13 protein-coding genes and 1 pseudogene are annotated in these 15,315 nt (G+C 64.2%); 7 read left to right on the top strand and 7 right to left on the bottom strand.

Going from position 1 to position 15,315, the window contains the following annotated elements; translation table 11 throughout:
• Nucleotides 1-64: 64 nt before the first annotated feature.
• The 3 genes from ACEN2S_RS11305 to ACEN2S_RS11295 all read right to left on the bottom strand — a co-directional run bounded on the left by ACEN2S_RS11305 (nucleotide 65) and on the right by ACEN2S_RS11295 (nucleotide 6,242).
• Nucleotides 65-2,725 (bottom strand): methyl-accepting chemotaxis protein, encoded by a 2,661-nt coding sequence (locus ACEN2S_RS11305; protein WP_441866258.1) that lies wholly within the window; start codon nucleotides 2,723-2,725, stop codon nucleotides 65-67.
• A gap of 252 nt (nucleotides 2,726-2,977) precedes the next feature.
• On the bottom strand, nucleotides 2,978-5,653 hold the full coding sequence (locus ACEN2S_RS11300) for a methyl-accepting chemotaxis protein (protein WP_441866256.1): 2,676 nt from the start codon (nucleotides 5,651-5,653) through the stop codon (nucleotides 2,978-2,980).
• Nucleotides 5,654-5,672: 19 nt separating this feature from the next.
• Entirely contained in the window at nucleotides 5,673-6,242 is a 570-nt protein-coding gene (locus tag ACEN2S_RS11295; protein WP_441866254.1) for a hypothetical protein, read from the bottom strand.
• A gap of 235 nt (nucleotides 6,243-6,477) precedes the next feature.
• Between ACEN2S_RS11295 and ACEN2S_RS11290 the strand changes: the two genes are divergently transcribed.
• From ACEN2S_RS11290 to ACEN2S_RS11270, 5 genes and pseudogenes are all read left to right on the top strand, one after another.
• Nucleotides 6,478-7,110: an ATP-dependent Clp protease proteolytic subunit gene (locus ACEN2S_RS11290; protein ID WP_441866253.1), complete on the top strand. Its 633-nt coding sequence runs from the start codon at nucleotides 6,478-6,480 to the stop codon at nucleotides 7,108-7,110.
• Nucleotides 7,111-7,226: 116 nt separating this feature from the next.
• Nucleotides 7,227-8,492, top strand: coding sequence for an ATP-dependent Clp protease ATP-binding subunit ClpX (gene clpX / locus ACEN2S_RS11285; protein WP_441866251.1), 1,266 nt, complete (start codon nucleotides 7,227-7,229; stop codon nucleotides 8,490-8,492).
• Nucleotides 8,493-8,636: 144 nt separating this feature from the next.
• The gene (locus ACEN2S_RS11280; protein WP_441866249.1) at nucleotides 8,637-9,011 is read left to right on the top strand and encodes an NADH:ubiquinone oxidoreductase subunit NDUFA12; all 375 of its coding nucleotides are present in this window, start codon (nucleotides 8,637-8,639) and stop codon (nucleotides 9,009-9,011) included.
• Between the two features lie 4 nt (nucleotides 9,012-9,015).
• Nucleotides 9,016-9,465, top strand: a pseudogene (gene mlaD / locus ACEN2S_RS11275) (outer membrane lipid asymmetry maintenance protein MlaD); the annotation flags it as partial.
• A 98-nt stretch (nucleotides 9,466-9,563) separates the two neighbouring features.
• On the top strand, nucleotides 9,564-9,920 hold the full coding sequence (locus ACEN2S_RS11270; protein WP_441866248.1) for a DUF2155 domain-containing protein: 357 nt from the start codon (nucleotides 9,564-9,566) through the stop codon (nucleotides 9,918-9,920).
• Here the strand turns inward: ACEN2S_RS11270 and aat are convergent.
• Nucleotides 9,884-10,534 carry a leucyl/phenylalanyl-tRNA--protein transferase gene (aat, locus tag ACEN2S_RS11265; protein WP_441866246.1) on the bottom strand — a complete coding sequence of 217 codons (651 nt, stop codon included), beginning with the start codon at nucleotides 10,532-10,534 and terminating at the stop codon, nucleotides 9,884-9,886. The two genes, ACEN2S_RS11270 and aat, sit on opposite strands and share 37 nt — an antisense overlap.
• 83 nt (nucleotides 10,535-10,617) lie before the next feature.
• On the opposite strand from aat, the gene ACEN2S_RS11260 reads away from it, so the two are divergent.
• Nucleotides 10,618-11,322: a class I SAM-dependent methyltransferase gene (locus ACEN2S_RS11260; protein ID WP_441866244.1), complete on the top strand. Its 705-nt coding sequence runs from the start codon at nucleotides 10,618-10,620 to the stop codon at nucleotides 11,320-11,322.
• Between the two features lie 158 nt (nucleotides 11,323-11,480).
• Here the strand turns inward: ACEN2S_RS11260 and ACEN2S_RS11255 are convergent, their stop codons facing one another.
• The 3 genes from ACEN2S_RS11255 to accB all read right to left on the bottom strand — a co-directional run bounded on the left by ACEN2S_RS11255 (nucleotide 11,481) and on the right by accB (nucleotide 13,665).
• Nucleotides 11,481-11,648, bottom strand: coding sequence for a hypothetical protein (locus tag ACEN2S_RS11255; RefSeq protein WP_441866242.1), 168 nt, complete (start codon nucleotides 11,646-11,648; stop codon nucleotides 11,481-11,483).
• A gap of 159 nt (nucleotides 11,649-11,807) precedes the next feature.
• Nucleotides 11,808-13,157, bottom strand: coding sequence for an acetyl-CoA carboxylase biotin carboxylase subunit (gene accC / locus ACEN2S_RS11250; RefSeq protein WP_441866240.1), 1,350 nt, complete (start codon nucleotides 13,155-13,157; stop codon nucleotides 11,808-11,810).
• A 7-nt stretch (nucleotides 13,158-13,164) separates the two neighbouring features.
• Nucleotides 13,165-13,665, bottom strand: a complete 501-nt coding sequence (accB, locus tag ACEN2S_RS11245) for an acetyl-CoA carboxylase biotin carboxyl carrier protein (RefSeq protein ID WP_441866238.1) — start codon at nucleotides 13,663-13,665, stop codon at nucleotides 13,165-13,167.
• Nucleotides 13,666-13,976: 311 nt separating this feature from the next.
• On the opposite strand from accB, the gene ACEN2S_RS11240 reads away from it, so the two are divergent.
• A complete protein-coding gene (locus ACEN2S_RS11240) occupies nucleotides 13,977-15,314 on the top strand; it encodes an NAD(P)-dependent oxidoreductase (protein ID WP_441866236.1) in 1,338 nt (445 codons plus the stop codon).
• The last annotated feature ends 1 nt before the right edge of the window (nucleotide 15,315 follow it).

Genomic DNA, 15,315 nt, shown 5'->3' with positions numbered 1-15,315 from the left:
CTGCTGTGAAACAGGGCGCGCCCGGATGGCCGCGCCCTGTTTCATGTCTTGGGGTCAGGTGACCTCAGAAGTCTTCCCATTCATCCGCCGAGTGATCGGCACGTGTGGCCACGGCGGTATTGCCCGCAGGGCGCGGCGCCGGGGCAGGGCGGCGGGGCGCTGCCTGCGGTTTGGCGGCGGCCGGGGCGGGGGCTGCGGCGGCGATGGTCACCGGGGCGGTGGCGGCGGGCGCCGTCCGGTGTGAGGCCACGCCAGAACTTGAGCCAGAATGCGCGCCAGAGCCCGGGGCCGCACCGGCGCCGATCTGGAAATGCCCCATCGTCGCATTCAGCGCCTCGGCCTCGCGGGTCAGCGCATGGCTGGCCGCCGTGGTCTCCTCGAACATCGCGGCGTTTTGCTGGGTTACCTGATCCAGCTGGTTCACCGCCACATTGATCTCGGCCAGACCTGCGCTTTGTTCGCGCGCCGAGACGGCAATCGCCGAGACGAAGGTGTAGATGTTCCCCACCGACGACTGAATGCCGCCGAGCGACTCCCCCGCCTGTCCCACCAGACCCACACCGCGTTTGACCTGACCCGAGGAGGCCGAAATCAGCGTGGCAATCTCGCGCGCGGCATCGGATGAGCGCTGCGCCAGCGCCCGCACCTCCGAGGCCACGACGGCAAAGCCGCGCCCCGCTTCGCCCGCCCGCGCCGCCTCGACGCCTGCGTTCAGCGCCAGAAGGTTGGTCTGGAAGGCGATTTCGTCGATGACAGAGGTGATTTTCGAGATCTTGTTCGAGCTGTCCTCGATCTCGCCCATGGCCTGCACGGCCTCACGCACCACCGCGCCCGAGGTCTCGGCGTTTTTCTTGGCATTCTCGACCATCTTGTTGGCTTCGGCCGCGACATCCGCCGCCGATTGCACCGAAGCCGTCAACTCGTTCAGCGCGGCGGCGGTTTCCTCCAGCGTCGCCGCCTGCTGCTCGGTCCGGCGCGAAAGGTCGTCGGCCGCCGAGGAAATCTCGCCCGCCTCGCCCCGGATCGCCTGCGCATTCTCGACCACGCGGGCCATCGCATCTTTCAGGGTCTCGGTGGCGGCATTGAAATCCTGGCGCAGCTGTTCGTAGTCGGGCGCAAAGGCGCTGGTGATCTGCGCGGTCAGATTGCCGCGCGACAGATCGGCCAGCGCGGCGCGCAACCCCTCGACCACTGCCAGCTGCTCTGCGGCCAGCGCCGCGCGCTGGGCGGCGGCGGCGGCAATGGCGGCTTCGGTCTCGGTGATGTCGGTGGCCAAAAGCACATGACGACGGGCGCGGTTGCGGCTGTCGAGCACCGGGCTGACCGCGCCGCTGAGCACAAAGGCGCGCCCGTCGGGCAGGCGCAGGTCCATGCGGCCGGTAAAGGGGGTGCCCGCGTCGAGCGCGGCGAACACCTCTGCGTTCAGAACCGCGTGGAAATCATGACCCGACAGCGCCGCGAGATCGCTGCCCATCAGGTCCAGAAACTGCGCATTGGCCTGAAGCAACTGCCCCGCCGGGCTGAACTCCGCCCGCATCTGCGACAGGTCGATCGCCGAGACCACGGCGCGGTTGCCCTGCTCTTGCGTGATGTCGCGCCATTCCGAAGCATGGCCCACGACCCCCCCTTCCGCGTCCAGAATGGGCGTCACGCTGACCACGACATAGCCGCTGCTCAGCTGCTGTTCGAGCACGAGCGTATTGCCATCTGCCCCCGTCTTGTAGCGGTGCTGGGTTTCGGGATCGGCGGGCAGGATCAGATCGGCACGGGTGCCCACCAGGTTTTCCGGTGTGAAATCCGGGTTGTTCTGTTTCAGCGCAGTGCCATGCGTCTGCATCAGGCTGACCAGTGCCGGATTGACCGAGAGGATGACATAATCGGGATCGGTCAGCATCATCGCGCCGGTGCTGGCCTGCATCGCTTCGGCGCGCAACAGCGCCATTTCGGTTCCCGCCTTCGATTCCGCCAAAGCGCCGCGCAAACTGTCGAGCGAGGTGGCGATATGGCCGATCTCATCGCGGCGGGCCAGATGCGGCACCGGGGTCGCATATTCCGCCTGCGCCACCGCGCTCATCGCGTCATTCACCCGGTTCAACGGCCGCGCGACCATGCGCGAGAAGGCAAAGCTGGCGGCACTCAGCGCCAGCACGAACACGCCCAGCACCCAGACGGCCGAGCTTTTCAGCATATCCGTGGCGGTGCTGGCCAGCCCCGCATCCGACCAGCTGACCGCATAGGCCCCGAGGATCGGGCGCTGCGCCTCGTCCTTGATGGCGAGCGAGGCCTGCCGCAGGGGGATGGCGTAGAGAATGCCCGAGGTCGAGCGCACCGCCTCTTTGCGCTCCATGGCCAGCCGCGCGAGGGCGACCAGCGCTTCGGCCTCGATCCCGTTCAGCGATTGCGCCGCCAGCTCGCCCTTGGTGTCGATCACCACGGCGCCATTGGCGCCCCGGCTGTCCTTGGCCAGCGCCGCATTGAGGATGCCTTGCAATTGCTGGAATTTGCGGAAGGCCAGCGCCCCCGCCACATCGCGCGCCGATTGCGGCACCTGCTGCTCGGCATGGGTGAAGGCGTCACGCTCTGCCGCGCGATAGGAGGACATATAGACGAAAATCGACAGGGTCAGCGCCACACTGGCCGAGCAAAGCGCGACGATCAGCGTGGCTTTTGTCATCACCGAATTGGCCCGGGCGGGGCGGCGGGAAAGGGATCTCTGGGCGGTCATGGACACCTCATCTGCGGTCGGGCAGCCCTGAGGAGAGCCGCGAAGGGACGGGACCCCTTGAAACGGGATCATCCCCGCAGTCTCTGGCGGTGGGGTTTCCGGATGGTTAATGTCAATATATTGGAAACATTACATTTTTACTCTAATGCCGGGTGGCGGACATTCGGGGGCATTTCCCGGTGATGTGCCCAAGAAAGAGGCGCGGGAAAAACCCGCGCCTTTGGTTGTCGTGTTCTGTGCTTTGGGAGGAACTCAGAAGTCTTCCCAATCCTCGACGGCAGGCGTGGCGCGCAGGGCCAGATTGCTCTCGCGCCGGGCGGGAGCTGCGGCGGCCGCCCGCGGTGCCGGAGCCGCGCTGCGGGTGACCGGTGCCGCGTTGCGCGGGGCGGGGGTGCCGCTGCGCGGGGCGGGCGCGGCGGCCTTGGCGGGCGCGCTGCGTTTCGAGGTGAACTGCGGCATGCGTGCGTCGTTGCGGCTGGCCGTTTCCAGCCGGAAGTGCCCCATCGTCGCATTCAGCGCCTCGGCCTCGCGGGTCAGCGAATGGCTGGCCGCCGTGGTCTGCTCGAACATCGCGGCGTTTTGCTGGGTCACCTGATCCAGCTGGTTCACCGCCACGTTGATCTCGGCCAGGCCCGAGCTTTGCTCGCGCGCCGAAACGGCGATTTCCGAGACAAAGTTGTAGATATTGCCAACCGAGGACTGGATTCCGCCCAGCGATTCCCCGGCCTGACCGACCAGACCCACACCGCGTTTCACCTGGTTCGACGAGGCCGAGATCAGATCGGCGATCTCGCGCGCGGCATCCGAGGAGCGTTGCGCCAGCGCCCGGACTTCCGAGGCCACAACCGCAAAGCCACGGCCCGCTTCGCCCGCCCGCGCCGCCTCGACGCCTGCGTTCAGCGCCAGAAGGTTGGTCTGGAAGGCGATTTCGTCGATGACAGAGGTGATTTTCGAGATCTTGTTCGAGCTGTCCTCGATCTCGCCCATCGCCAACACGGCCTCACGCACGACATTACCCGAGGTTTCGGCGTTCTTCTTGGCCTCTTCAACCATCTTGTTGGCCTGCGCGGCCACTTCGGCGGCCGATTGCACCGAAGCCGTCAGCTCGTTCAGCGCGGCGGCGGTCTGCTCCAGCGTGGCGGCCTGCTGCTCGGTCCGGCGCGACAGATCGTCGGCGGCGGTCGAGATCTCGCCCGCTTCGCCCCGGATCGCATCGGCATTCTCGACGACACCGATCATCGCCTGTTTCAGATTGCTGGCGGCGGTGTTGAAGTCCTTGCGCAGCTGCTCGTATTCCGGCGAGAAATTGGTCTCGATCGTGGCGGTCAGATCGCCTTCCGACAGGTTGCCAAGCGCCGCGCGCAGGGCTTCGACCACAAGGTTCTGCGCCTTTTCGATCTCGGCACGGACGGCCTCGTTGCGGGCGAGGGCGCGTTCGGAGGCGGTGACATCCGACCCGAGCAATACCAGCAGGCGCGGCTTGCCGTTGCTGTCCAGGACCGGGCCGAAGGCACCGTTCAGGATCGCATTGTCGGTGCCGTTGCGGCGGAATTCGATCCGGCCATTGAAAGCGCGGCCGTTGTCCAGCTCTTCAAACACATTGCCGGTACTGCCGCCCGACATGATGGCGCGGAAATCGCGGCCGATCAGCGCCGAGGCATTCTCGTTCATCATCCGGGCGAATTGCTCGTTGGCGGCGATCAGCTTGCCATCGGGCGCGAATTCGGCGCGGGCCTGACACAGGTCAATCGCGGTGACGACGGCAGCGTTGCGCTGCTCGATCGTCACATCGCGCCATTCCGAAACATGGCCGATCTTTTCGCCATTCGCATCCAGCACCGGGCTGATGGTGACCACGAGAAAGCCCGATGTCAGTTGCTGCTCGATGGTGACCGAATTCCCGGCTTGCGCGCGGGTTTCAAGGCCAGATTTGGCCTGTGTTCCGGCGGGCAGGATCTGATCCGCGCGGGTGCCGATCATGGCGTCGGGATCAAAGCTGCGGTTGGTGGCGCGGATCGCCTCGGCATGTTTGCGCATCAGCGCGACCATCGCCGGGTTGACCGAGGTCACCAGATGATCGGTGCTGGTCAGCATGAAGGCGGTGGTGCCGGATTCAAGCGCCGTGCCGCGCATAAGGGCTTCGCGGTTGGTGCCTTCGGCCACGGCCAGCTCAAAGCGGAACTTTTCCAGTGAGCGGGCGATCACGCCAATCTCATCGCCCCGGTCCTGATCGGGCACTTCGGTGCTGTAATCTGCTTCGGAGACCTGGCTCATCGCGTGGTTGATGCGCGACAGCGGACGGGCCAGAATCTGCCGGAAGCCAAAGGCCGCCGCGATCAGCGCCGCCAGAAAGATCCCGCCCGAGACGAGCAGCGCCCGCGTCGTGCTGTTTTTCAGATCCGTCAGCACACCGGCCGGATTCCACTGGGTCGCCAGCGCGCCAACGACCTTGTTGTCCGCGCCCACGTGAATCGGCACCGCATAGATCAGGCCATCGGCGGCGGTTTCCGCCTTGCCCGATTTCAGCGCGGCGCGGGCGGTATCCCCCATCAGACGGATATCGCCCGCGGTTTCATAGCTCGCAATATCCTTGCCCTCGACATTGACGAAAACGCCGCCGCTGGCCGGGTTTGACGGGTCATCGACAGCCCCGCGGATGATCTCAAGCGCTTGCTCTGCCTTGCCAAACTGCACCGCCCCGCCGCCTTGACGCGCGAGAATAGGTGTGAAGCCGGCCGCGTTGTGGCGCAGCGCGTTCATCACCAGCGCATGTGAGTTGGAGTAGTTGAGCCAGGCCAATGCTGTCGCAACCGCAGCAACGCAGATTGCCACAATGAGGGTCGCCTTGAAGAACAGCGAGCGCAGGGTGGCCGTCTTGCGATCGGCCCTGACCTGCCCGGCGCTGCCGGGGGATGCTGATGCACGCATGAGGAGGATCTTTCCAGTATTATTGGATCTGTTCGGCGTTCAGGGACACGGTCATCGCGCCGACGGGCGCGTTGTCGCTGGGATCCACGAGGGTGAACGAGACCTGCACGGTGTAGAGCTGCGACGATTCGTCGAATTCGACATCGCCGATCAGCATGGCGCCCGCGCCTTTGGGATAGGTCATGGTGAACTTGTCTTCGTCACCCTGCCAGTAGTCCGAGGTCAGCTCGGCGGTGGCGACGTTCAGGCCGCGGTTGTCCATCACGAAAGCTTCGGCAATCTCGCCGCCCGAGGCCGCGACCTGCTCGCGCAGGAAGGAGGAAATCGGGTTGTTCATCACCGGATCGATCGTCGGCTTTGCGCTGGCCGAAACTTCGGCGCGCCAGGCCGCATCCATCGCCAGAATCTGATCTTCGGAGAGGCCGGTATTGGCGGCATCCTGTGCCTTGACGGCCGCAATCACCGACGGGCTGGTCGCCCAGGCCATCACATGATCGTTGATATAGGCGGTCGCGGCGGCGTCGAATTCGCCTGCATGGGCGGAACCGGTTGCGGCGACAAAGGCCAGAGCGAGGATCGATTTCTGCATTCTGTTCTCCATATGGCGAAGGGACGTCCCAAAGCGAATTAGGGGCAGAATAGGAAACAACTCTTTCAGACCGATTAATTCCTGAGCGGTTTGTGAGCGCTCCGGCGGCCTGACTTTCGCAGGCCAATCGGATCAGAAATTTCACGCGCCCTTGCAGCTGGGGGGGCGTGACACTAAGACTCCGATAAGGTTCAGACGATATGGCTTTGTAACGGACAACAGCAGGCAGGCGGATATGAGAGACCCAATCGATACCTACATGAACACGCTGGTTCCCATGGTGGTTGAGCAGACCAGCCGCGGTGAACGCGCCTATGACATCTATTCGCGGCTTCTGAAGGAACGGATCATCTTCCTGTCCGGCCCGGTGCATGACGGCATGTCGACGCTGATCTGCGCGCAGCTCTTGTTCCTCGAGGCCGAGAATCCCTCGAAAGAGATCGCGATGTACATCAACAGCCCCGGTGGCGTGGTCACCAGCGGTCTGTCGATCTATGACACGATGCAATACATCCGGCCCAAGGTTTCGACTCTGGTGATCGGGCAGGCGGCCTCGATGGGGTCGCTGTTGCTGCAGGCGGGCGAAAAGGGCATGCGCTTCTCGCTGCCCAACAGCCGCGTCATGGTGCACCAGCCCTCGGGCGGCTATCAGGGCCAGGCGACGGACATCATGATCCATGCGCAGGAAACGCAGAAACTCAAGCGTCGCCTGAATGAAATTTACGTAAAACACACCGGTAACGACTATGAGACGGTCGAAGCCGCGCTGGAACGTGACAATTTCATGTCGGCAGAAGACGCAAAAGCTTGGGGCCTGATCGACGAGATTCTCGAAAGCCGCACCGCGCCGGACGCCGAGAAAAAGTGATCGGGCAAAAACCCGGCATTTTGACATTGTGATGACGGAGGGGCTGTCCTAGACTTTTAGCAGGGGCAGCCCATGACAGGCCCGGTTTCATTCCGGGCAAGCCGCAGAGGATACCAATGGCGAACAATTCAGGCAGCGACAGCAAGAACACGCTCTACTGCTCGTTCTGCGGCAAGAGCCAGCACGAAGTGCGCAAGCTGATCGCGGGCCCGACGGTCTTCATCTGTGATGAATGCGTCGAGCTGTGCATGGACATCATCCGGGAAGAGACGAAGACCACCGGTCTGAAATCCACCGATGGTGTTCCGAGTCCGCGCGATATTTGCAAGGTTCTCGACGATTATGTCATCGGCCAGGTGCATGCGAAACGCGTGCTCTCGGTGGCGGTGCACAACCACTACAAACGGCTCAACCACGGCACCAAGTCGGATATCGAGCTGGCGAAATCGAACATCCTGCTGATCGGCCCCACCGGCTGCGGCAAAACCCTGCTGGCACAAACGCTGGCGCGGATTCTGGATGTGCCCTTCACGATGGCCGATGCGACCACGCTGACCGAAGCGGGTTATGTCGGCGAGGATGTCGAGAACATCATTCTGAAGCTGTTGCAGGCCTCGGAATACAATGTCGAGCGGGCGCAGCGCGGCATCGTCTATATCGACGAAGTCGACAAGATCACCCGCAAGTCGGACAACCCCTCGATCACCCGTGACGTCTCGGGCGAGGGGGTGCAGCAGGCGCTTCTGAAGATCATGGAGGGCACCGTGGCCTCTGTGCCGCCGCAGGGCGGGCGCAAGCATCCGCAGCAGGAGTTCCTGCAGGTCGACACGACGAACATCCTGTTCATCTGTGGCGGCGCTTTTGCGGGCCTCGACCGGATCATCGCGCAGCGCGGCAAAGGCTCGGCCATCGGTTTCGGGGCTGAGGTCAAGGACCCGGAATCGCGCGGCGTCGGCGAATTGTTCATGGAGCTGGAGCCGGAAGATCTGCTGAAATTCGGTCTGATCCCGGAATTCGTCGGCCGTCTGCCGGTGATTGCCACCCTGACCGATCTTGACGAAGCGGCGCTGGTCACCATCCTGACCGAGCCGAAAAACGCGCTGGTGAAACAGTATCAGCGTCTGTTCGATCTGGAAGATGTCAAGCTGACCTTCACCGATGATGCGCTGATCGCCATCGCCCGTCGCGCCATCAAGCGCAAGACCGGCGCGCGCGGCCTGCGCTCGATCATGGAGGACATCCTGCTCGACACGATGTTCGATCTGCCGGGTCTCGACTCGGTGGAAGAGGTGGTGGTGAACGAAGAGGCGGTGGATACCCCCGAGGCGAAACCGCTCCTCATCCACTCGGATGCGAAGAAAGAGCCCAAGACCGCGGGCTAAGGTTTCAAAGGCGGGCGAAAGCCCGCCTTTTTGATTGGCTCGCGGCTTTTTGCTTTCGCCTCAAGGGGCAAGGCACTGGACCTTCGCGCGCCATTGCGTCATATCCCTAACAGCATTCCTGAATTGCCTCCCGGAGGATCTGAGATGAGTTTCCTGCTTCGTGTCGTGACCTGGTGGAACAGCCAGACGCTTGGTACCCAGCTGTTCACCGCCCGCAAGGGGACGCGTGTCGGCGAGGACGAACAGGGCAACATCTATTACCAGACCGGTGACGGCAAACGCCGCTGGGTGATCTACAACGGCGAATCCGAGGCGAGCCGCGTGGCCCCCGATTGGCACGGCTGGCTGCACCACACCTGGGATCAGCCGCCGACCGAAAAGCCGCTGACCCGCAAGGCCTGGGAAAAACCGCATCAGGAAAACCTGACCGGCACCCCGGCCGCCCATGTCCCCGCAGGCTCGCTGCGTCGCGCGGCGCCGATTGCGCGCAGCGACTACGAGGCCTGGCAGCCGGAATAAGCATATGTCCGAGAATCGCCTTGAAATCCTGACCGGCGCCGCCGTTCTGGCCATCGCCGCCGGTTTCCTGCTGTTCGCGGGCGAGGGCCATAGCCTCCGCCCCGCCGCCGACAGCTACACGCTGCACGCCTCCTTCCGGTCGGTGGAAGGGGTGTCGGTGGGCACGGATGTCAAGCTCGCTGGGGTGAAGGTGGGCACGATCACCGCGCTCACGCTGAACCCGAAAACCTTCTTTGCCGATGCGACCATTGCCCTGCGCAAGGACATCGAACTGCCCGATGACAGCGCGATCCTGATCTCCTCCGAGGGGCTTTTGGGCGGCAATTTCGTCGAGTTGCAGCCGGGCGGCAGCCTTGAGAACTTCGCCCCCGGCGATGAGATCGAGGATACGCAGGGCGCGATTTCCATGGTCTCGATGATGATGAAATTCGTCGATGGCGGCGGCTCCTCCAGCGCCCCGACAGCTCCGGCTGCGGCGCCTGCTGCGGCCCCCGCGCCCGCACCGGCGACCCCCGGTGCTATTCCCTATGCGCCGGCGCCCGGGGCCAACCCGTGATCCGCGCCGCCGCCCTTTCCCTGATGCTGGCGGCGGGTGCGGCCAGCGCCCAGGAGGTCGCCGAGGCCCCCGGCGCCCTGCTGCGTGGCCTCGACAAGATCTCGGGCGAAACCACCGATATTCCGGTGACGCCCGGTCAGACAGCGCCCTTCGGTCGTCTGCTGGTCACCCTGTCCGAATGCCGCTATCCGGTCGAGGATCCCTCCTCCAACGCATTCGCCCGGCTATCCATCGTCGACACCACCTCGAACACCGAGGTTTTCGCAGGCTGGATGATCGCCGACAGTCCGGCGCTCTCGGCGCTGGACCATCAGCGTTACGACGTCTGGGTCATCCGCTGCACCACCAACTGAGCGGGCGCGACGGGCAGGGCGGTGAAATCGGCCTGTACCCGCAGCGCGGCGGCCAATTGCTTGCGATAGGCCGCGCGGGAAATCTCGACACCGCCAAGGCTGGCCAGATGCGGCGTCAGATATTGCGTGTCGCAAAGGGTGAAGCCCGCCTGTTTCAGCCGGTCGACCAAACAGACCAGCGCCATTTTTGACCCGTCGGTGCGGCGCGAAAACATGCTCTCGCCGAAAAACGCACCACCAAGGCTGATGCCGAACAGCCCGCCCGCCAGCGCATCCCCCTCCCAGACCTCCAGCGAATGGGCATGGCCCAGGGCAAACAGCGCGCGGTAGAGATCAAAGAGCGGCGCATTGATCCAGGTTTCATCGCGATCGGCACAATGCTGCACGACCCCGGCAAAATCGTCGTTCATCCGAAAAGTGATATTTCCCCGCCGCATCCGCCGGGCGAGCGAGCGGGACATGTGGAAATTCTGCAAGGGGATCACGCCGCGCCACTGGGGTTCAAACCAATGCAGGCGGCTTTCGCCACGGCTGGTGGCCATCGGAAAAATGCCCTGCGCATAGCCCGCCAGCAGCATCTGGGGCGTCAAACCCTGACTGTCCTGCGCTGTCATGCCGCCGCCATCTTCTTGCCCGCCCCTCTGGCCTATACTAGCCTTGGCGCCAAGATGACGCAGATTTAACCCAAGGGCAATTGATGGGCTTTTATGATTTCATGGGGGAGATTCCGCCCTATAGCGAAGAGCCCGGGGCGATCAAACGCCTGAACGAGCGCCATAAAATGCTGATCAGGCCGCTGGCCGCCGAACTGGAGGGCAAGCGCGTGCTGGATCTGGCCGCGCATGACGGCCGCTGGGCCTATGCTTTCGCGGCGGCGGGCGCGCGCGAGGTGGTGGGGATCGAGGGGCGGCAAGAGCTGATCGACCGTTTTGCCAGCTTTCCGCGCGCCAATCTGCGCGAGAAGGTGCAGCTGAAACAGGGCGATATTTTCGACGGCATGGCGGCCGAACATGCCGCGGGCGCGCGCTACGATGTGGTGGGGGTGCTGGGCATCCTCTACCACGTGATGGACCATTTCCGCCTGTTTCAGCAGGTGCGCCGTCTGCAGCCCAAGCTGGTGATCGTCGACAGCGAATTCGCCGTCCGCCCCGGCCCGGTGATCATGCTGGTGCGCGAGCGGACCGACAATCCGCTGAACGCGATTCCGCAGATCGACGGGCAAGAGACGGCGCTGATCGGAATCCCCTCGTTTCCGGCGATGGAGGCGATGGCGGATGTGCTGGGCTACAGCTGCGAATGGCTGGACTGGAACGCCGTGCCCGAGGCGCGGCGGGGCCCGATCGGCGATTACTACCGCCCCGAGGGCAAGCGGCGCGCCACCTGCCTGTTGCGCCCGCGCTAAGCGGCACGGGCCCGCCCGCAGGCTGAAACGTGGTGCGGCTGACGGGGGGCAGGGCGGACGTGAAAAGGGCCACCTGTGCACGGCGGCCCTTTTGCGTCTCAAAGCGTTTCCCGCATTCTGTGCCCCTGCCGGGGTCCGGCGCGGGCGGCCGCGCGGGCTCAGCCCTGGTTCTTCTTGGCCTCGGCGGCTGCTTTCATGCGGGCCAGCAGCTCGGCCTTGGTTTCCTGCGTGCCATAGGGGTTCTTGTCCGTCCCCTTGGCGTTGTGCTCATTGTGGCGCGGCGCTTTTTTCCGCAGCGCCGGATTGCCCGATTTACCGTAATCCATCCTGAAACCCTCAGTTCGCGCGCCCGGGGGCGCTCATGTCATCATTCTGTCCCCAGCCGCGCGCCGACGCCAGAGGGGTCGCGCGCCCGCCGGGGGCCATTTCGCAAAGAAAACGCCCGGCCGCAACGGACCGGGCGTTCCTGTTGGCTCTCCGACGCCTCAGCCGCCGAATTTGGCCGCGAGCCATTTCTCCAGCCAATGAATGGAGTAATTGCCCGATTGGATGTCCGGCTCTTCCAGCAGCGCGTGGAACAGCGGCGCTGTGGTCTCGACGCCGTCGATGATCATCTCGCCCAAAGCGCGGTTGAGACGCGCCAGCGCCTCGGGCCGGTCGCGGCCATGCACGATGAGCTTGCCGATCAGGCTGTCGTAATAGGGCGGGATCTTGTAGCCGTCATAGAGCGCGCTGTCCATCCGCACGCCCAGACCACCCGGTGCATGATACTGGGTGATCTTGCCGGGGCAGGGCGAGAAGTTCGGCAGCTTTTCGGCGTTGATCCGCACTTCAATGGCATGGCCGTTGATCTTGAGATCTTCCTGCACGAAATCCATCGGCAGCCCTGCGGCCACCCGGATCTGCTCGCGCACGAGGTCGACGCCAAAGATGGCCTCGGTCACCGGATGTTCCACCTGCAAACGGGTGTTCATCTCGATGAAATAGAACTCGCCATCCTCAAACAGGAATTCGATCGTGCCGGCGCCGATGTAGTTGATTGCCCCCACCGCATCGGCACAAACCTTGCCGATCCGCGCCCGCTGTTCGGGGGTGATGATCGGGCCAGGGGCCTCTTCAAACACTTTCTGGTGGCGGCGCTGCAAGGAACAATCCCGCTCGCCCAGATGCACGGCGCGGCCTTTGCCATCGCCAAACACCTGAATTTCAATGTGACGCGGCCGCTGGAGATATTTCTCCATATAGACCTCGTCATTGCCAAAGGCAGCCTTGGCCTCAGAACGTGCGGTGCGGAAGGCCACTTCCAGCTCGGCATCGTTCTGCGCCACTTTCATGCCGCGCCCGCCGCCGCCTGCGGTGGCCTTGATGATGATCGGATAGCCGATCTCATTGGCAACCTTCAGCGCGATTTCATAGTCCGGCACGCCACCTGCCGAGCCCGGCACGCAGGGCACGCCCAGCTTTTTCATCGTGTCCTTGGCGGTGATCTTGTCGCCCATGATGCGGATGGTTTCCGCCGTCGGCCCGATGAAGGCGATACCGTGGTCGGCCAAAGTCTGGCTGAACGCGGCATTTTCCGACAGGAAGCCATAGCCCGGATGCACGGCCTCGGCACCGGTGATCTCGCAGGCCGCGATGATGCGCGGCACCGAGAGATAGCTCTCGGTCGAGGAATTCGGGCCGATGCAGACCGACTCATCGGCCATGCGCACATGCATCGCATCCGAATCTGCCGTGGAATGCACCGCGACCGTGGCGATGCCCATTTCCTGGCAGGCCCGGATCACGCGCAGCGCGATCTCGCCGCGGTTGGCGATCAGGATTTTGGAAAACATGCGCGCCTCACTCGATGATCATCAGGGGCGAGCCGTATTCCACCGGCGTGCCGTCATCGACCATGATGCGCTTGACGGTGCCGGATTTCGGCGCCGGGATGTGGTTCATGGTTTTCATCGCTTCGATGATCATCAGCGTCTGGCCTTCCTTGACCACGGCGCCCAGGGTCACGAAGGGCGTGGCACCCGGTTCGGCGGCCATATAGGCAGTGCCGACCATCGGCGAGGGCACAACACCCGGATGGCTTGCAGGATCATCATGTGCGGCGGCCGGAGCGGCAGCGGGGGCTGCTGCGGCGGCGGCCGGGGCCGCAGCCGGGGCGGCGGCATAGGTCACCGGGGCGGCGGGGGCGGCCACAACGGTCGATTGTTTGACAACGCGCACTTCCAGGCTGTCGTCTTCGCCATATTCGCGCATCACCGAAAGCTCGGTCAGGTCGTTCTTGTTCAGAAGCTCGGCCAGCGCCTGAATAAAGGCTACGTCGTTTTCGTGGGTGTGTTTGGTCATGCCGTCCTCAAGAAACTTGGCGTTCAGGGTCTTCGTGGCCCGTTCGGCGCGGGCTGCGCCAGTATTCGCAGGCTTATACGCGACTGGGACGGGCAGGGAAAGCCGTGAGTTACGCCGGGCCGGGTGCCGGGGCATGGCCCGCGCCGCGGGTCGGAATGCGGGGACTGGCGCTTATTTGGGCGATGGCACCTGCAAATGCCTCAGTCCTGAGCGTCGGGCCCGGATGCTGCGGCGCGGAGAATTTTACCACTTGATAAAATTTCTGGCTGTGGCAGCGTGGGTCAAAATAAAGCAAGCCAGGGAGGTCCGCCGTGACCAATAGCCAGCTGTCGCCGGGTGTCGTGCCCGGACGGCTTTCATCCGAAGACTATGCCGCGAATTTCACCGATGTGGCGCCGCCGCTGGACGGGCATGAAGCACGGGTTGCGGCGGATCGCTGCTACTTCTGCCATGATGCGCCCTGCATCACCGCCTGTCCCACCTCGATCGACATCCCGCTGTTCATCCGGCAGATCTCGACAGGCACGCCCGAAGCAGCGGCCAAGACCATCTTTTCGCAAAACGTGCTGGGCGGAATCTGCGCCCGGGTCTGCCCGACCGAGAACCTCTGCGAAGGCTCTTGTGTGCGCGAAACCGCCGAGGGAAAACCGGTCGAGATTGGCGCGTTGCAGCGCTACGCGACCGATACCTTGATGGCAAAGAACGCGCATCCCTTCACCCGCGCCGCGGCGACGGGCAAGCGGGTCGCGGTGGTGGGCGCGGGCCCGGCGGGTCTCTCGGCGGCGCATCGGCTGGCGATGAAGGGCCATGACGTCACCATCTATGACGCCCGCGCCAAGGCGGGGGGGCTGAACGAATATGGCATCGCCTCCTACAAGGCCGTGGATGGTTTCGCGCAAAAAGAGGTGGATTGGCTGCTGCAAATCGGCGGCATCACGGTGAAAACCGGGATGGCGCTGGGGGTGGGTATCACGCTGAAGGGGCTGTCGGCGGACTATGACGCGGTCTTCCTCGCCATTGGTCTCGCGGGCGTGAATGCTCTGGGTCTGCCGGGCGACGACAAGGATCAGGTGATCCCCGCCACCGATTTCATCGCCGATCTGCGGCAGGCGCGCGATCTGGCGACCTTGCCGGTGGGCCGCGATGTGGTGGTGATCGGCGGCGGCATGACGGCGGTGGATGCCGCGGTGCAGTCGAAACTCCTTGGCGCGGAAAACGTCAGCATCGTCTACCGCCGCGCGCAGGCGCAGATGCCTGCGAGCCGGGTTGAGCAGGACCATGCGCTGGCCAATGGCGTGCGGATCATCGCCAATGCCGCCCCGGTGGCCGTGCATGGCAATGGCGCAGTGCGCGAGGTGGAATTTGCCTATACCCGCGCAGGCGTCAAGGGGCTTGAGCTGACGGCAGAGACCTTCCGCCTCAAGGCAGATCAATGCTTTACCGCCATCGGTCAGGCGCTGGAGGGCGCGCCCGAGGGCCTCACCCTCGCGGGCCGCAAGATCGCGGTGACCGGGGCCGGGCGCACCAATCTGGCCGGGGTCTGGGCCGGGGGCGACTGTGCCGCCGGGGGCGATGACCTCACCGTGACGGCCGTGGCCGAGGGCCGCGACGCCGCCGAAGACATCCACCTTGCTTTGATGGGGGCCTGAT

The sequence above is a fragment of the Phaeovulum sp. W22_SRMD_FR3 genome (genome assembly GCF_052113705.1).
GTDB lineage: Bacteria > Pseudomonadota > Alphaproteobacteria > Rhodobacterales > Rhodobacteraceae > JBGQOG01.
Note: the sequence above shows the minus strand (reverse complement) of the source record. Positions and strands in the feature narration are given on the sequence as shown.